This is a genomic window from bacterium, from assembly GCA_030247525.1.
Classification (GTDB): domain Bacteria; phylum Electryoneota; class JAOADG01; order JAOADG01; family JAOADG01; genus JAOTSC01.
In genome coordinates this window covers 1-19,945 of sequence record JAOTSC010000055.1, presented here as the reverse complement: position 1 = coordinate 19,945, position 19,945 = coordinate 1, and the positions used below count along the sequence as shown (strand labels likewise).

Below are 19,945 nucleotides of genomic sequence, written 5' to 3'. Positions count from 1 at the left end.
GGTCTACTTGTTGGCCAAGGTTTACCGCGAGCACCGGGGAAAGCTCTACGATGATTTCGCGCGTACTTGGGGTGAGGACGGTGAGCGGAACGTACGTATTGGGGTCTTGTTCCGAGAGACCAATCAAGCGGATGAGCGGCTCGTAGGTACGATATTCGAGGATTTTCTTTTTACCATCCTTTTGGATCGGGACCTGGGCGACGATGAGCCGCTGTTGCTTCGCCAGCGAATCGAGGGCAGCAAGCGCTTCATCCCGTTGCTTTCCCGAAAACTCCATCCAGCCACGGGAAGTTTGATACCGCGATACGCCATACTGCTCAAAGTACTCGGTAGGCGAGAATTTGACCCGCGGACGCGCCAATCGAACTGCTTGGATTCGCTCGCTGCCAGCCTCGACATTGCCGTTGTAGTTCGTGCTGGCAAAAAGCCGTTGGATTGCATCCAATGCATGGCCATGCGCCTCAGTGAGAGCGACGCCGTAGCTGTCGAGGGTCATCTGGTCGGCAGTGACTGCATTCTCTTGGGCATAATCGGTTTGCTTGAATAACTCAAACAGCTCCTCTTGCGAGGCAGGCAGCCGGCTGAACTTTATCTCTTCAAATGGGCGTGGCGAAAGAAACCGTCTGCCAAGATTTTTCTCCGGCACGAACTCGATAGCATCGCTTTTTTCGGCTTCCGGGGATAGCGCGTTGATTTCGTAGGCGAGTCCATCCCAGAGGGTGCGCCATTCTTTGCTCTCCATCGCAAGCCACGTCGGCGGGAGAATAAGTTCGATCACAATCTCATGAAAGACATGATTTTCGTGGAACCACAACGGCGAAAAATAGTATTGGAGAGTGCCTTCTCCCGGCATTGTTTCAGAGGTGATGATAATGCGTAACGGCTGCGGTTTCGCCCATTGTGCGACGATTTCGCTTCGCTTTGGCTTTGGTGCTTTCGACCACTCATAAAATTGATAATTCGCCAACAAAAGTGCTTCGTAGTCGGTAGTTGCGGCGAGTCCATTACAGAAGGACTCGAACACCAACCGTTCCGAAATCGTGTTTTGTTCCGGATCTGAGATCCAGAGCCGCGGCTTTCTCCCCCCTCCCGACCAAGCGAACGGAAACAACTCATTATATGCCATCGGCGGTTTATCGATTTCTTGGAAAGAACGCGCAAGCTCGGGGTTTTTCGATCCCCAGAACAACGCCTCGTAGATTGCTACTTGCCCTTCGGGATTGATCGTCTTCCCGGATTTCTCCATACTAGCAAGGAAGCGTTTTCGCGTATAGTAATCAGCTTTCCAAAGAGTATAAAATGAATTGGTGAACAAACGGAATGCTGCCGCGCGCATCTCATCGGGTGTGACCGCCGCCGCCCGTTCGGGATCGCGTAACGACAGTCGTTCGAGGAACCGCTCAAACGTCGCTCGGTACGGAAAGGTTTTCAGTTGATTATCGAATCGGAACGGGGTCATGATTTCCTTTTACCGGTAATTCCTAATACTTGATCTCGTAGTTTGAGTAGACTTTCCGATGTAAACTCTGTTCCAGTAAAAACGATTTTATTCGAGCGCTTCTTTTGTTGTTTAAGCGCTTGGCTGATATTCATCCAGCGAATCTTCTCGTCACCGGTTCGTACGACAAGATAGACATCGACAGGATTATTAATCCAGTATTCGATGAGTCGTGGTGATAAGATATCAAATACTTCTTCTCCATTCTTTTGTTTTCGTAGATACGAATCTCCGTGTTTCAACTCCAGATAAATTTTCTTTCCACTTGCGCGACCGTTATCGTCTACGAATTCGATTTCTCCATCAATTCCCCAATCAGACATTGCAACAGGCCTGAAAATCTGTCTAGACTGACCGGTAATAACGAACATTTGACCGGTCATTAACAATTCTCTGCTCTGATTGTCAAGGATTATTTGCGCGGTATCATCCATTGCACGCACATATTTATCAAATCGATCGTTAAGAAACTTTTGCTCAATGATATCGTTCAGGTTCACCCTAGAGTCACAAACCGGACAACCAATATCGTGATGTCCATTCTTTATTCGATATGAGATTTCTTCTAAACCGAAGACATGATGACAGTTATCACAAAGATAAGTTCGTACCCGAATAACATCGTTTGCCTTTCGTTGCAAGTGGTCGTGGACAAATCGAATAAACGATATCTTCGTATCAAGTTCGACTCGTGACTCGAAATAGACCACCAGTTCAGCCTTACCTTCCCCGCAATCCTTCATCGCGAAACCAGCTTGTTGTCCAGTTTCGGTTATAAAGTCGGCAGCGTTGTGCCAAAGTTGATCCCTCCGAACAATGCCCGAATAAGTCAGTCGAACGACCAACGATGCAAAGATATCCTCCAAGTGACCTATAAACGAATAAGTAACAAGAATGTCGGGATACTCTGCCTTATCAGGACGTTCGCGCCGCAAGTAGGAAGGAAAAACCAACATTATCCCATCGCGTGTTTCTTCCCGCAAACACAATGCTTTATCATTGAAGAGCCTCAATATCGACATCAAGAGAAGTTTTTCGTCGGATTTGTTTGCTATACGATCCACTCCTTGAAGGTTGATTCGACCTTCAAGTACATCGTTCTCGTTTACACAGCCCATCTCGTCGCCATGTTGAAGAGCATTTAGAACGATTGTAGAAGCATAATCGTCGATCAATTCGGGTTGTAAGAGTACATAATCGCCAAAGGGGAGTAATGTAATGATTCCTTGCTGTGCAAGGATACTGAGGACCGCCTCCAAAGAACTCTCGATATCAGTTTCTTCTTTTATTTTCTCGATTATATGGGTTTTTAACGCTTGCTGAGAAATAAGTGGCGATGAAAATTTGTCGCGCAGCTCGATGACTTCATCGCGCAATCTCATAAAGATTGGTGGAGAACTAATTGAAGGTAGTAAATGCCATGGAATTGAATCGTTTATTTTGTTCAATAACAGATCAACGCCAACACCAGTTTTTGCGCTAGTTTCAATGTAATCAACATAATTGTGTTCGCTCATGAAAGATGTAATTGCGCTTTTTGAAATTCGAGAGTTTCCCACATCTACTCTCGAGGCAACAAGAATTTTCTTCACTCTGAATTTTAAGCGATTAAGGTAGGATTCCCATTCGGTTAACGAATCAAATGGAGTTTCATCTTGTGGATTGAAGACCAACAACGCGGCGGTAGTTTCGTCGAGAAAGAGTTGGTGAATCAAACGATAAGCTGGTTGCCCAGCAAAATCCCATAGCCACACTTCCTTTTGAAAGGAATCGTCTAGGTCAGGTTTTGGTATAACCACTCTACCAATTGACATACCATGTGTCGACTCGGTAGAGAGCCAAGAATTATGTGTTAAACGTTTAAATAAACCGGTTTTGCCGACACCCGAATCACCAAGAATAACGACTTTTGCCGATTGATATATACTTTCATCCCAATTGAGATGTTGCTGGGGATTATCTTGTTTACTTTCCAACGCAACAAATTTCGCTACAATTTTTTGTATAGATTGAGTATTTAGATTATGCAAATTAATCGATCGATAGTTTCTGATTGAAACCGGATGTTTAATTGACTCCAAAAAGATCGGGATGAATCTACGAGAAACATCTGATATGTCTCGAAACGGGATTGACTCAAGCTCGAAACGGCTCCAGTCTTCTAAACTACTTTTTGAACCGAACCATACATAATATCGAGATTTTGTTAAAGCTCGTTCGCGAGCCAACGAGCGAACCTCACCGGGTTGAACGTCACGATTCTCCAACCAAACTTTCCATCCAATCTTCTTTTCCAATTCCAATGCCAACTTTTTTGCGACAGAGTAATCTTTTTTTGTATATGCAAAAAACGCATCAAACTCATATAATCTCACTGTAGTTGAGTGCTTTTCAACTCCTTTCGTTTTGTCTGCAAGCATCAAACGTAACTTTTCAAACGCTAGCGCTCCACCTTTTTCAAATACTCTCTGATACATCGTATTGCGAAAAGGACTTTCTCCGGAAGCAATTCCAACAATCTCCAACTGCTGTATCTCATCTACACCAGGCGTTATACCACTTACCCATTGCACCCAAGTTTCAAACAATTCGCGATTTGCGATAAGTCGATCACGAATTGTAGTAAAGTTATCATTTCTTTGTGATTGTTTAAGAATATTTTGCGCAATCTCATCAATGATAAGCCGAAACGGTCGAAGCTTAACTTGATCTGAATATTCTTTGTAAAGCTTGTCGAGTATTACTTGGCTAAGATAAACATGTCCATTTGCCCAGTAGCGTAGTCGCTCTGCGCCTTCTTCTGCCAAATCTTTTTGATCTGGCCAACCTGCAAGTACGAGTTTCTTCAGTTGTTCATTATCAAAATCATTAAGCTTTACTTCGCGTCCAACATTAAATGGCGATCGGGTCCGATCTTTTATCAAAAGGTGAGCAGGTGCCGCACCAGATAGTATAAACTGAACTTTTCGAAGTTCAGGACGTTCGCTTCGCTTATTAAATGTCGCGCGAATTTGACTAAAAAAATCATCTTTGAATGTGCATTCCATTAACTGATCGATCTCATCAATGCAAATTACTAGACGCTCTTCCATCAGATCAATGACAAAACGAATAAAAGCGTCGATTGGAAAAGGTTTTAAGCAAACATCATTAAGAAAATATTTTTGTTTTTCATTAATATTCAGTAAATCACCAATATCTTCAAATAGATATGCAAGAAATTGTCGGTACGTATGGATTTCTGAAAAAGTGTATCGATTTAGGTCAGCATGTGCAAATCGAAACAACTTATCATTTCTTAACGTTGCGAATGCACGGCTGATTAAACTCGACTTGCCACTTTGCCTTGCTGCTAAAATATAAGGGTAATAATCGTTGATTCGGATTTCATCTTCTAATTCGATATCGGCCTTTCTTAGAATATATGAGTCGTTATAGAAGGTACCGCCGCAACGATATGGAGAAGGTTTTGTCATATCAACTCACTCCCATCTATAAGCCGAAGAATCGTTTCATCCAGTTCTTCTTCTGTTTTGAAATTAGCCTTCATACAATGTCGCCAAAGCTTTTCAAATTTCTCTTGAATTAACTTGGGTTTATCGCTTTGTTTTAAAATAGCAGCAGAATGTTTGATGATTTTTGAAGAAATCGGCTCAGGAAACAATCGACAAGCGACGAGAATGTCGTCAGTTGTAAAAGGTTTTAAATTGATAACATACCAATCTTTAAAGTTTAAGTGATCTAGTCCAGCATTTTGAGCAACCACATGAGGCTCCACGTAGCTTGCAGCGATGATCTTAAAACAATGGTTATGTGGTCTTTTTTGCAACGAGTTAAGAGCGTTCATAAAATTCCGAGCTGAGGCGATACTCTGCAATCGTTGATAATCATCGATTACAAGGGTGAAATCATGGCAAGTTAATATCTGTTCGATTAACCGAACGTTCGTTTTTGCTATGTAATGACCACCTTTTGATGATAAATATTCAATCAAAGCTTCGAGGACTCTCTGCGAAAACTCATCACAAGGTCCATCATTCATTTCATCTAATTTCACCAACCCGACAACAGAGTTTTTACTCCAATACTCATGTCTTATCAGAAGACTGGATTTACCGGACATTTGTTCACCAAAAATCATTATTCTTGGATACTGACTGAAGTTAGAAATCAACTTTTGATCACATGCTCGCCAAATGTAACCTGTACGAAGTAATGGAAAATCTCCTCCAGCGTGAAAGGGTGATTCTTGTTCGAGTCTTGAAAAATAATGTTTTCGAGGTGAGGAGGGTTCTTTTGGCAAGAGAGTCTTACATGCTTCGACAGTTTGCTGTATCCCCACCGTTTCGTTGGGAACGCAATCAATGTAAGACAGTGCTCTTTGAAGGTGTGGAATCTCGCAATGAGCAATACGAACTGGGACGATACGATTGAAACGGTTGAGTGGATCATTCCAAAGAGTATCAAGAATTTCTGCTTGACACCAGTCTGACTCCATGTAATGTGGCGAGAGAACCGGAATTACTTTTTTAGCCTTGCGCAAGCCATCTTGAATTTTTAGAACGATGTGGTCACCCGGGTTAATCGTTGTATGGTCAGCCCATACTTTAAGCCCAGCGGCAGTCAATTCTTGCGCAAGTTGACTGACAAACGAATCATCTTTCGAGCTATGGCTGATGAATACATCACACATGCATTGCTCCGACATAAGAATGGTGATTGGTCGTTTCAAATTTGCCGATTGTGATTAGCGATTGATGTAGAAGTGTTATTTTACAAAAACACTACCTATTCAGCAAGCGTTTACGGTACTGGACGACACTTTCTTTGGTGAATGGTTCACCGGTGAAAACGATATGTTTTGGTAGAGATTTCGTGCGTTTCAAGGCATCGGTGATATTCATCCAGCGAGCGGAACCGTCGCTGTTACGGACGATGAGCATTACATCGTAGCGTTGCTTTTGCCAGTAGTCTGCATGGCGCTCAGAGACATCGAAGACTTCGGTTCCATCTTTCCGTTTCCGCAAGTAGCTGTCACCCGATTTCAGTTGCAAGTAAAGCCGTGTTCCGCTTGCGATACTGATATTGTTGCCTTTTTTGTCTTTACCGGGAGTCGTGAATTCGAGTTCGCCATCGATTCCCCAGTCGAACATACTGGTCGGACGGAAGATTTGCCCGGCTTGACCGACGGTATCGAACACCTGCCCGATCAACATCATTTCCTTGCTCTGGTTGTCGATGGTGATTTGTGCGGTCTCTTCCATCGCGCGAACCGCTTTCTCAAATTCATCGGAACTAAACCGTTCCTCGATTTCATCGTAAATCGAGGTACATATTCCGCATCGGGGGCAAATCAGTTCTTTCTCACCTTCGCGAACCCGGTAGGAAACGACGGCAAGGTCGTGGATGTAATGACATTTTGCACAGACATAGGTTCGTACCCGCTGGACATCCCGTACGATAAACGCGCGGCGCTGAAAATGCTCGTGTACAAATTTCAAAAATGTAATCTTGGAATCCAGTGCGATATCGTTACTGAAGTAAACAACCAACTCCGCCTTCCCGTCGCCTTTATCGGTAACACTAACCCCCGCTTGACCGTCTGTTAGGGTTTTGAAGTCGGCGGCGTGTTGCCAGAGCTCTTCTTTGATGAAAACACCAGAATATGCAAGACGCACCACCAGCGAGGCGTAAAGCTCATCGACGTTTCCGGTAAAAGAATACGTGACGTGTATTTCGGGGTAGGTCGGCTTTTCATCGCGCTCGCGCCGGAAGTAGGAAGGGAATACGAGGTAGGTTCCCTCAGGCGTCTCTTCTTTTAGACAGAGCGCTTTTTCAATCAATAATTGTACAGTTGCCGCGAGCAGAAGTTTTTCATCCTGCGGATTGGGAAGGCGTTTCCGGTCATGGAAATTTAGTTTCGCTTCCAGGACATCTCGTTCGAGGATACAACCCATTTCATCTTGATGCTGTCGGGCGTTTTGCGTAATCACGGCGGCGTAGTCGTTAATGATTTCCGGTTTCAGGAGAATGAAATCCCCGAAGGGCAGCCGGCGCAGCACGCCTTGATGTTCAAAGATGCGGACGACCCCTTTGATTGCTTCGCCTGCTTCCGGCTCCTCCGGCAGCGCTCGTACCATCCGCTCCCGTAAATCATCCATTCGTAGCAAGGGTGACTCACATTGCTCCCGCAGTTCGAGCAGATTGTCCTTAAGTTTCTTAAATACAACCGGCGAGCTGGTGGTGGGGAGACGATCCCACGGGATTGCCTTCGCAAGCGCATCAATCAAATCTTTTCGCCCCATTCCCGATTTAGCGCTGGTGGGAATGTACCCGGCGAATCCGTGCGCTTTCAGGAAGTCGTCGATCCGTTTTTGGCTGATGGTGAGACCGCCGACGTCGCCTCGGCTCGCGATTAATAGTTTTGCCGGCGGGGGATCGACTAATCGGTCGAGGACTCGATTCCAAAAGGAGACTTCGGCAAATGGGTCGGGATCTTGGGGATTGAAGACTAACAACGCGGCAGCGGTTTCATCGAGGAAGAGTTGGTGAATCAATCGATAATCAGGTTGTCCGGCAAGATCCCACAGCCACGCCTCGCGGTCATGTCCGGCGGGGGCGCCATCATCGGGAAGATCGAGTTTCGTGATGTTCATCCCATGAGTGGAATCGAACAACTTCCACTGGTCCTCACATAAGCGGTGGGATAGCGACGTTTTACCCGCACCACTCGCCCCAACCATCACGATTTTGGCGGTAGTGTATTTTTCGGTGACTGTTTCATATCCTAACAGAGTTTCAAGGGGGGGGAGGTGCCAAATACAAATATCGTTATTGAAATAAGAACCCGCAGCGATTGTTCGTCCATCACACGATATAGCTATTACTGAAAATACATTTTCTTCTGTTCTATATTTATTTTGCAATAAACATATACTTTGTCGCTTTATAACATCCCATACACAGACTGTTCCTTCAGATGAAGCCGAACATGAAATCTTTCCTGTAGAATCAACAGCAACGTCAAAAATTGTGCCAAGGTGTCCTTCAATGTTAATAATTTGATAATTATTTTCGACACCTATTAGAAGTTGTAGAGCTCTGCTCGAAGCAACAAAATATTCGTTGCAACCTGGAATGTTAACTATTCTAAAAAATGTTGGGTGTGACAATTCATTAATGGATAGAAACTTGTGTTTTGAGTCGTTGAGATGAAATAAGTCAAAATCTGTGTGATTTAGGTAGGAAGGAAAATCTAAATAGTCAGTTTTTATGTTCATACTATAGTTTTTTGATTCGTTTATATAAGATAAATCTTTGTCTATTTTGTTTTGGTTGGCAGTCCAATCTAAACAGTCACTTTTCATGTTTTCATAAAGTGAAGAATATGAATGGATATGTGCACCAACACCAATATACTTCGATGAAGAATTGGACATGCATAAAGAGTTTATTTCGTAAGGCTTAGTTACTACATCAATCATAGAAAGATTAGGTAAAGAGAATTCTTTTATAGATTTATCTCGACCACAGGTGATAAGCGTAGAGTTTTTTTGGTTTATTAAAATATCAAGAATTGGCCCTTTATGAATTGTTTTCGTTTCTCGCAAAGTTCCTTCGGGGAAACTAAACCAAAACAATACACCATTCGTACCAGAAGCAAAAAATGAAAACTCGTCGTTCATCAATCTAATTACCCGCGGCTTACAATGTTTGAGTTCAATAATTTTACATGTCTGAGTTTGTACATCCCAAATTCTAATTGTTCCATCATCTGAACCAGAGATTACAGTTTTACCATCTTTTGTCATAGCTAAAGCAAGAACACTGTCAGAATGCCCCTTTAGGATAATCGGTTCGATGTCTAAGGTTTTCAGTGTTGTTCTCTTTTCCATCGGTTCTCCTTTGCGATGAACTGGGGTCAGTAGTGCTCTCAATTCTTCTTCAACGGATGTTTGTTGAAGTAGAGGGTGAGCGCTTCCTCGATCACGGTTTTGATTTCCTTGCGTTCCCAGTAGGCGTATTCCTTGACCGTGTTCAAGGTGTTCTCTTTCACGATGAACGTTGCGCGGGTCCACCCTTCGGGCAATCCGGCGCGGGAGCTGGTGCGTTCTGCCGGAGCAGCATTCGATGTAGGGCTGGGATCGTCGAGTTGTGTTGTTTCTGGTACACTTTGTGTACTTTGTAAACTGGGTACACTTTGTGTAACCGGTGTACTGTGTGGCTTTGGTTTACCGGGTTTACTGTCAACCGGTTTCACGGCCGGCTTCGTGGCGGGAGCGGCGGCGGCCTCCTCCCCCCTCCCCGCTCCTATCCAATCCAACGGGTTTTGTCCCATCCGCGCTTTCGGTTTCTTCTCGTTCATTTGGTGTCCCGCCCTTCTATTTCCTTGCACAATGCAGTGTAATCTGCCGCCCCCTTGCTTTGCGGCGCATACTCAAAAATCGATTTCCCATAGCTCGGCGCTTCCGCTACCGCGATATTGTCGCGAATCATCGTTTGGAAGACCTTATCGCCAAAGTAGCCCCGGATCGTTTCGACGACTTCGCGGTTAAGGGTTTTCCGGGTATCGTACCGGGTGGCGATTACACCGGTGATGGTGAGCTTTTTGTTTAGCCGCTTTTTTACGATGTCTACCGTTTCCACCAGCTTGCTCACCCCCTGCAGTGCCAGATACTCAGCTTGCAACGGGATAAACACCTCTTTTGCGGCGGCCAACGCGTTAACGGTGAGCAGCCCAAGGTTCGGCGGGCAATCGATCAGGAGATAATCGAATCCACGCACCCCTTCCAAGGCTTCCCGCAGCAGCAGCTCGCGTCCCGGCATCCCCGCCAGTTCAATTTCCGCGCCGGCGAGATCGAGCGTTGCCGGAATGATTTTTCCGAGCCCCTCCTCCCCACCGCGGACAATTGCGACCTCCTGCCAGGTCATCCTGCCGCGGAGCAGATCGTAGATACTGGAAGACAGCTCGTGCGCCTTTACGCCCAGGCTATATGTCAGGTGTGCCTGGGGGTCGAGATCGATCCAAAGCACCCGTTTCCCCAGCCGGACCAGTCCCGCGCCGATGTTGACAGCGGAAGTCGATTTTCCGACGCCGCCTTTTTGATTCGCGAATGCGATAATCCGCATGCCGACTCCGGTGTACTGTGTACAACATGTACACTATGGTTACTAACGTTACTGTGTAATATAATATTACCAAGTATGTATAGTAAACTGTGATTACTGATCGCTGATCGTCCAAAGCGGACGGTCAAACTTCAGCGTCAGCTCATCGCCTGCCCGCCCGTTCCGGTTCTTCAGTACCGTTACCTTTAAATCCACCACCCGCGCGGTCGAGCGGCCGCCTTCATCCTGCGTCTTGTTGAGCGATGGATTGAACAACCCCAGCACCAGGTTGGCGTCTTGTTCGATGTCGCCGGCTTCCCGCAAATTGTCAAGCCGTACCTTATCTTTGCTGTCCTTGTCCCGACCGAGCTGCGCGCCGAGTAGGATCGGTAGCCGGAGCGACTTCGCAGTTTCGAGTAAGCGTTCGCTAATCTTCTGCAGTTCGAGTTGCCGGGTCGCGAATTTTCCTTGAATTCGAACTTTCTGGATGTAATCGATGAAAACCGCGCCGACCGGGAATAGTTCGGTATACATCGCCAATACATTTGCTAAATCGTCCACTTGATACGGCTCATCCACCAGCAGCAACCGGCCTGTCTCGGTGATACTCTGAAATTTCGTTGCCGCTTGCTGGATTGCTGGTTGACCGCTGTTGTCGCCCCGAAGATAGTTTTCATACTGCCGCAGGTTACGGGCTTCGTCAATGATAGCGCCGGCATACATGGTTAAAAACTTAAGTCCAAGTTGTTTCCGGGTCTCTTCGTAGGAAAAAAACAGGAAGCGCCTTTCGGGATACTGCTCAACGAGATTCCGGCAGAGATTCATCAACAAAGTGGTTTTCCCATGCGACGGCCGACCGGCGATAATGGTAATCGCTTCATTGGGAATCTGCAGAATTTTGTCGAGCGATGGATAGCCGGTAGCGAGACCTTCGCTGGTGGTTTGGATATCCGTTTGCAACTGCGAAAATGTGTAGGGAGCGGGGAGGGGAGGCGCTGAAAGCGGCTTTACCTTCGCGATGATCCGCTCTAAAAAGCCGGGGACACTTTCCGCTTTCCCCTCGCGTAACATGCCTTGGGTTTCACGGACAACGCCTTGCAGCCGTTGAGCAAGTTGTTCCTGCCGGTTTCGTTCCCGGGAAGCGCTCAACAGCGCTTGCAACGTATCATCGTGTATACTTAGTGTACTTTGTATACTGTGCCAAAAAACCTCCCGGTCGAGCGGATCGCTCAAGTGGCGGTCGAAAGTTAGAGCAGCATCGACTGCTTCCTGCAAACCACGATCGGTTGTCATGTCATATTGCTGCACCAGCCTCGCCGCCATCCAGCGTACCCCGCGGGCGGCTTGGGTTACACAGGATTGAAAGGCAGGAATCCCCTCGGCTCGAATATATTCGTCAGGGTCCTTAAAGGGAGGGGGGAGGGGGAGGACAAACGCGGCAACACCCATTTTCGCCAGCAACTTTATCGAACGTTCGGTTCCCGCTTGACCTGCTTCGTCGCTGTCGAGCGCAAGTATCACTCGGTTTACGCCGTACCGTTTCGCGTTTTCGACTTGCGTTTCGGTCAGTTGCGCACCACCGGTGGCACAGACATTGAGCATCCCGCGTGCCGACGCCAGTAATGCATCGAGAAAGCCTTCGGTAACGATAATCTCGGAGGACTTCTGACCGCGGAGATTGAACAACGAACTTTTTTCGACCCCGGCAGTAAAGAGATATTTTGGATCGTCGCTGCCGATGGTTCGGACAATAAATCCTTTGAGTCGTCCAACCGGATCGCGGTAAGGGATCGCGAGGGTATGGGTCTTTCCAAGCCGGGGATTAGTTGATAGTCCGAATTCTGTCACATTTACTATGTTTACTTCGTAACCACAGTTTACTAAGTGTACTTTGAGTGCTTCGCGCGGAACATAACACCCCAACCCCATCGACCGGATTTCCTCATCGGAGTACCCGCGGGTACGCAGATAGGTTAAGGTTGGTTTTCCGGCGGATTCCCACAAGGATTTCTGGAACAGGGCATGGGCAGCTTCCATGACTTTTGCCCGCAACTGTGCGTTGCGCCACTGTTCTTCCGAGTATGCGCTGCGGGTAAGCGGCACACCGGCCAGCCGGGCAAATTCCTGCAGTACCTCACGGTTACTGGCACTGGTTTTCTGTTGGTAATAGTCCCATAACGAAACCCGAGCGCCGCACTTGTTCAACCGGTTGCACTGGATCACAGTACTCGATTGGTAGAGATACGCTTCCCGCTTTCCGCAACTAGGGCAAGTGAGCAAGAGATAACCGCCATGATCGGCGGGCCGTAAATCCGCTAAGAGTTCGAGCCGATTCAGATTTGGGTAGATTTCGAAATCGAGCAGTTCTTTGAGGTCCGTCAAGTCCACTCCGGTAGTTGATTCACTTTGCGTTCATGTTTACTGAGTATACTCAGAAACGAACCGCTCCTCAAGCAAATCGCCAGAGATTAGAAATCTCAACCCGCTTTGCTGGTCGTGTGAAACTAGACTGAATGAGTACCAACCGCCCTGAACACGCCAAACAATCGATATAAAGATTTGATTATTTGTAAGTTTCAATATTTGTGTATTTTGCTTGACATTTCCAACCTTAAGAAGTAGTTTAAATCAGAGGTGTGTTAAGGATGCCGTGATGTATAAAATCCAATTCTTTCTTCTGGTTAATTTTTCCTCAAACTCATTCCGGTTATTCACTGAGTACATTCGGTATCCTTTGTAACAGCTCCTCACAAGTTGTTGCGGTTTGTGTTGTGCAATCACGCGTAGACCGCTCTTAAGCAACTTTGCGTCCCGATTTTGAAAGAGGAAGTAATCATTTTCCCTTATTCAATTGTATGACGCAAAGCATGTTCGTTTTTGGGCATCTCAAAACTTGAAGAACATCAAGTTAGATTACAGGTAGTGTGTGTGATCTGCATACGTGTGCTTCATGAAACTATGTGAAAGAGTCTTCCTACATCGTACTAAGGAGTCATCATGCATTCCAGTCGTATATCTACCCTAATCATTAGGATTGTGTTTTTGTTAATCGCGCTTGCATCAGTGCAAACCTCATACTCGGATGTATACCTGCAGGCACCTATCACTTGGGATAGTCAAAACCCTCCTCCAGTAATCAATGACAACTACTACATTATAAGAAATGATCAACAACCGCCACTGCCACAGACACTAACAATCGATCCCGGTATCACCGTGACATTTGGCAACAATGGTCGGCTTATCATGGCCGGAACTGCTTTGATTGCTGATGGGACAACAAACCCGATTACCTTCTCACAACAAGCTGGTACATCCGGTGGATGCATTGAGATCCTTGATCAAACCTGTAACAACACTGGAGGGAATTGGGGGTTTGTTGGAATGTACCCTCCTAATTTTAATTACTGCACATTCAATGGTTTGGGGGTAGATGCAACGACTGGAGCAGTTAACATTGAACACACTACAGGCACCGGTATCGGGGGATATGATCTTTGGATCAATAACTCAACTTGGGTAAACATGCCGGGAAGTGCTGTTGTATTTAAACGTGATCCAAGAGAAACTGAAACAGTACAGGTAGTTCGGTTTAGTTTGATTAATGTAGTCAACTGTACTTTTTCCGGAATTAGCACAACCGAAGGACTTTTAAGCAAAAATGGCATTTACTTTTATGGCGGTAATGGCACAAATCCAAATATTAATTTTTTTATCGAGAACCTTCAATTAGATCACACCAGTTTTCGATACTTTGGTTACAATGCCGTGGGTGCCTTTACAGGAAGTGAATTGGGGGCGGCAATAAAGGCAAATTGCGCTGGTTCCGTTAGCGTAAAATGGGAGAGCGAAAATGCAAGTTTTCCCGCGGTTAACTATTGTGGCAGTGGTATCTACTTTGAAAACTCTCTTGTTTCTGAATTTGGCTTATCTGGATCCATCGTCTCTTCAACTTTTTCAAATGAAACGATTCGATTCCACAATTTGCGAGGCTACGGCATCTTTGTTGACTGTGCGACGTTCTCGACTGGATTAGTGCAATCGGGAGGAATCAATCGATTACAAATTGATGAAACTGGGTTAGACGGTATCCGGGTGGGACACCACTTCACTGATTATGGCGCAGAGTTAAACAGCTTTGAGATTTCTCTGTTGGGATGCACTATTACTGATGTTGGTTCAAGGCGGCACTCAACAATGACAACTGAGGCGAACGGCTTCAACTTAACCCACGGTTCCTTTAAAAAAGTCTGGTTTCGAAACTGTGGAATCAATCGTGCCTTTTCCAATGGGTTGAAGTTGTATAATGAAAACGAAGCAACTCCAAATATGGTCGCAATTTGGACGCCTGTAATCTTTGAACGCGATCCTGTAACGAATCCAACCCAACCAACAGAGCAAGGCGACCCACTTAACACTGGGCGACCCTTTCCTACGTACATTTTAAATTGTGGATATCAAAGCTTCGATCCACCGGTTGGGACACCGCTTCAAGACCAAACCCACGGCGTTCGAGTCGGAACAAAGTCTCTCACTGCCAACGAACCAGAAATCAACTTAGAGTTTGTTTCTCTCTTTGATGTTGGAATCGGATACTGCTCGGGTGATGGGATCGCAATCCGTGGAAATGGGCATTGTTACGATCCAGAGCGATTGAGAGAAATGGGAGTCGAATACATTGGAAAGGTAATAGTAACCGGATGTAAGATCGCCGAAAACGAAAATGGGATTAATGCTAAAGGTTATGAACACTACCTTGTTGTTACCACCAATCCAGATGAAAATCGACCCATGGAAGGGTGGATCGAAAACAACCGTCAAGCTGGTATTCTCCTAAAAGCAGATGCTACTTCGCCGCGTATTCATCGGAACAAATTCCTGATCGGAGGAACAACTGGGGCTGGGGAGGTCAGGTATCCACTTTACGTCCGCTACAATCCAGAAGGCGGGTTTGTTGCCACTTCTGGTGGAACGTATCAAATTGACAACAATGCATTTTATGTAGGGGCGGAAATCTATGTAGAAGGTTGTCGTAATCTGCTTAGTCCACCTCTAAAGTACGGAGTATGTCTCAATTCTGCTTATGCAGATCTAAATTTATTGGAAATCCGTCCTAAAATTGAAGACATGCAAGTCTTCCACGGAAAACAAAACGAAGAAGTCCATTTTGATATGAGGGGGATCCCAAGAATTTTCAATCACACGCTCGATGGTGTTTATGTAAAGGGGACCGGAAATGATGTAAATATTGGTGGGGCACTGAACAGCGAAGATCCGGCACTGATTTACACCAACGCCAACAATGGTGTTTTGATCGATCAAAGACCTAGTTCGGCACCTAACCGCACTTCAGCGGGAAGCCACAAATTAAAGATGGAATATTGTGAAGTTTACCAGAATGACTGGAATGGATTATGGTCCGTTTCTCGAGACGAAAACGTACTACTCAACGGGAGTTACGGCGGTACCAACATCATTCTTACCAATTGTACATTTTACAATAATACACTGGTTACCAACACCAATTCAAAAGCCGGCGTATGGATGGATCAATATCAAGGTTGGCTCACTAGTACGTTAAGTCATATGCAGGGTGCAAGCCATGGTCACGGTATGTTGATTAGCGGATACCACAATGAGATTCAAATCTTTGGCGGCGAATTTTCTGGAAATGCGCTCAATGGTTTTACGCTATCTGCATCAGCTACACACACAGAAATCAGTACCTTTCCACTCGGTTCCAGCCCAACAAGTTTCCCGATTGGTGATGGACCCACTTTTACAGGGCCAAAATTTATGCTAAATAGTGGGCACGGATTTTGCCTTGAAGCCCCATCAACTCAGAACGATGACCCATTGCTTTATCTTAACAACTCTGTTATTGCACAGAATGAGTTGAATGGGTATCATTCCAACCGTTGTTTACTGCCAGGGAGTAACTTTAGGGGTACACGGTTCTCGTTAAATGCCGGAACAAATTTCTATGACCATTCGCCCTGTACCAGTGTCCCGATAACGTATACGGAAGTCTACGGCGGCTCAGTTGGTTTTGATCTTCTTCGTGCGCCAGAGCTTTTTGCACATAACGTTATCCACAACGTTTCAAATACGGCTGTTTTCGTTGCTCACGACAATGGGGGTGGTACGTCGTCTTTTTTAAACAATACAATAGTAAACGAGGCAAACTTCAATGGGCAAGGATTCTCGATAAACAGTAACGCTTCGATCACTGTTTACGCGAATATTTGCCAGTTAAGCAGTCCAACAGCTACGGCATATGTATTCCCATTTACTGCTGCTTTGAATTACAATCTTGGTTGGAGTAGTAACGGATCGCAAGCGTGGAGTCGTTTTGCTCCAAACCACTCGACCATCCAAGAAAATGTTGTCGGCGACCCCAAGTTAGTACTCCTCCCAGGTATACAACATAATTCGTACACAATTCCTTACCGCTATCATCTTGATTATCGTTCACCGGCAATCAATGTCGTTCCGATCGAAGTTACAGAATGCCGCGACTTTAATGGAACCCGAGGTGATCTTGGCGTGTATGGTGGCGGTGGGTTTAATCCGAATTTCCCGGACCCGACTTTGAATCAGAATCGATTGCCAATCTATCGAGCAGGAAATGTATGTGTGATGATGGGCGATGAATTAGATGAATTGTCGCTTTCCGGAACCCTTAAGAGCGGCGACTACCAATTTGTCGGAACCAACATCACCGTTCCCATCGGCCAAACATTGACAGTGGAGGCAGGAACGAAAGTTTACATGGATTACCATCTTGTCAATACTACCGAAAATGGTCTAACGAATATTACTGTTGACGGACGCTTAGAGACGGTGCCTACTGCGGTGGCGAATGCACCCTACGCAGGACTTAATGGCTTCATAGTTTTCAACGGTGGAAAGTGGAGCCAATCAGGGGTGTTTGAAAAGAAACCGTGGGAGGGCATTGTCTTCAGCAGTTCAGCTACTGGAGGAGTAACACCATCAACACCCACACCGATGTCACGATTGAAGTTTGAAGATATGCGTAATGGTGTGAAAATATATGGCATACAAGACGGTGGGTATTCTGATACGCTCGTCTTTCATAATGCTATTGTTTCGCCGGGAACGAACAACCGCGATGATAATAATGGGGATTATGGACTTGATGCGCTGCATATCAAACACCGCGCTGTTAAGTTCGATACGCTGAGCGTTGATCGCTTCACGGAAACTTTAGTGAGTAACAAGCGAATGGGAATTAGTGTGATTGAGGAAGAAGAAGGATTGACGCCACCATTTTCAGACGCTTTCGTTAGTATTAACCGTTTGATAATGGAAGATGATGACGGTGACGAACATCGGTTACCGTATCACAAAGCGATCAATATATATTACGTTAATAGCAATGTTGATGGTTACATTGGCATGTTGCCAGAAGACTGGTCGTTTTCTTCGCTTAAGCTAACCAACAGCAAGATCGACGGAAATGTTGGCACAGCAACCCCACCCATCGAATCCGATCCCAGTGTCGGTGTAGAAATAATTCGTTCTTATTTCGAACTGGATCGCGACACTGTAACAAATATTTACGGTGGCAACGGACTCATCATAAACAGCGATATGGAGATGCTAAATACAAACACGATATCGCGCTGTCGATTTACTCATGCAACTCATGTTCCACAACACAACGTTGTTACGAATCCCGATGGTGTCGGCATTGTATTTGGGGAACTGGCTTATGCTTTGTTAACCGAGTGCGACATCGATAGTAATGACTGGTTCGGTGTTCGTAAGCTTGGCGTTAGTTCTATTTACTTCTTTAATGCTTTACGGTCACGTGGCAACCGCATTTTCAATAATGGTTTAGGGGAAGTACCGGAAGCAACCGGCGCACAATTCTTCTTAGAAAATGGGGCTGTTGCACCACATATCGTTAACAACTCGATTTTCGACCAGTCAACTGTACCTACGTCCAATCGTCATTTAGTGCGCAGTAACGAAGAATTTACTGAAATTGAAGAGTTTGGAGAGATCGAAATTCGTATCGCTCCATCTGATCAGTGTTTGGATTATGTGTGGTGGGGCACTGCCATAGAAGCAGAAGTTACAAATCGGATGTGGGACAACATAGAAAACCATCCAGATGCTGACGGTGCAAGATTTTACCATGTGGATATGGTAAACGAAGTTCGGTTACCACACATCCTTCCCTTACCCCCGGCAAACATCTTTTGGGAGGAAAATCCGGTTATCGACGGTATACAAGCGCTCAATGAGGGTGAGTATGAGACTGCCCGCCAAATCTTTTTTACGTCTGTCACAAACACCCAATTGAAAACAACTGTACGCTCCCATGCTGTACCACTATTGTTTGCGACGAATGAGCGTTGTGGTTGGACCTACGAGCAAAACCTTGCGCTCCAAGACAGTTTCCAAACCAGTTATGACAGCACCGATATGTTTGAAGCGGTTCGCAATTACAAACCATTGCTGCAACTGTTACATAGCGATCCCGAAGCTGCGTACCAAACGTACCAGCAATTCCGTATCGCACCACTGAGCTTCCAAGACTCTATTCTCGCTGCAATTGCTATCGTCTTCTTAGAGCCGATTGCCGGTCCGGAAAACAAGCGTGGAGATGAGGTTTGTCGATCATGGGTTGCACGCGAGAACAAGGTAAACGAATTACGACGGTTGTTATACCAGCACCGTCGCCCAACCAATACAGAAACTCGACCGATTCCCGAGAGCTACCAATTGGGCAACCCCTACCCCAATCCATTCAATTCATCGATCCAGTTCCGGGTAGACCTTCCTTTGACTGGTTCTATGATGTATACTATCTATGATGCATTAGGGAGAGAAGTCTTCTGTAAATCGATGGATAAGATCACAGCGGGGTCTTACATTATGCAGTGGAACGGTCTCGACAACACCGGACTACCCGCCAGCAGTGGCGTCTACTTTATCCAAGTAAGAGCGGGAACCTTCGCCGCCGTCAAGAAAGTCGTTATGATTAAGTAATGTTTTTGGGTAGGGGCGTATGGCATACGCCCCAAAAACCGTGGTCGCGACATTACCTTCGGCGAACCGCAAGGCGGGTTCCTGTCGCGGTGGGTACGGGCGGCACAGAAAATGTCCGCCCGTACTGGAGGTTAGGCACTCTTGTCTGACATAGGTAGAGACAGGCGTCCTCGCCTGTAATTATATACGATGGGTACTGACAGGTCTCCAGACCTGTCGCGTAGGGGCGTTTGGCATACGCCCTAATAACCGTGTATGCGACATTCATTTCCGACCTCGCGTCAAAATAGAGGTATCACGATGAAACAGCTTAGTTGG

General features: G+C 45.9%; 8 protein-coding genes. 1 reads left to right on the top strand and 7 read right to left on the bottom strand.

Annotation, left to right across the window (positions count from 1 at the left end; genetic code table 11):
• From OEM52_07035 to OEM52_07005, 7 genes are all read right to left on the bottom strand, one after another.
• On the bottom strand, positions 1-1,459 hold a 1,459-nt coding region (locus OEM52_07035; protein MDK9699878.1), incomplete at its 3' end, for a hypothetical protein.
• On the bottom strand, positions 1,456-4,974 hold the full coding sequence (locus tag OEM52_07030) for an AAA-like domain-containing protein (protein ID MDK9699877.1): 3,519 nt from the start codon (positions 4,972-4,974) through the stop codon (positions 1,456-1,458). The genes OEM52_07035 and OEM52_07030, both read right to left, overlap by 4 nt.
• Positions 4,971-6,191, bottom strand: a complete 1,221-nt coding sequence (locus OEM52_07025) for a toll/interleukin-1 receptor domain-containing protein (GenBank protein MDK9699876.1) — start codon at positions 6,189-6,191, stop codon at positions 4,971-4,973. The genes OEM52_07030 and OEM52_07025 overlap by 4 nt, the downstream gene beginning before the upstream one ends.
• Positions 6,192-6,282: 91 nt before the next feature.
• Complete coding sequence (locus OEM52_07020) at positions 6,283-8,778, bottom strand: DUF4365 domain-containing protein (protein MDK9699875.1); 2,496 nt, start codon at positions 8,776-8,778, stop codon at positions 6,283-6,285.
• Between the two features lie 653 nt (positions 8,779-9,431).
• Positions 9,432-9,863, bottom strand: coding sequence for a hypothetical protein (locus OEM52_07015; GenBank protein MDK9699874.1), 432 nt, complete (start codon positions 9,861-9,863; stop codon positions 9,432-9,434).
• Positions 9,860-10,627 carry an AAA family ATPase gene (locus OEM52_07010; protein MDK9699873.1) on the bottom strand — a complete coding sequence of 256 codons (768 nt, stop codon included), beginning with the start codon at positions 10,625-10,627 and terminating at the stop codon, positions 9,860-9,862. Before OEM52_07010 ends, OEM52_07015 begins: the two co-directional genes overlap by 4 nt.
• Positions 10,628-10,720: 93 nt before the next feature.
• Positions 10,721-12,988, bottom strand: a complete 2,268-nt coding sequence (locus tag OEM52_07005; GenBank protein ID MDK9699872.1) for a toprim domain-containing protein — start codon at positions 12,986-12,988, stop codon at positions 10,721-10,723.
• A gap of 615 nt (positions 12,989-13,603) precedes the next feature.
• Here OEM52_07005 and OEM52_07000 point away from each other — a divergent pair.
• The gene (locus tag OEM52_07000; protein MDK9699871.1) at positions 13,604-19,627 is read left to right on the top strand and encodes a T9SS type A sorting domain-containing protein; all 6,024 of its coding nucleotides are present in this window, start codon (positions 13,604-13,606) and stop codon (positions 19,625-19,627) included.
• The last annotated feature ends 318 nt before the right edge of the window (positions 19,628-19,945 follow it).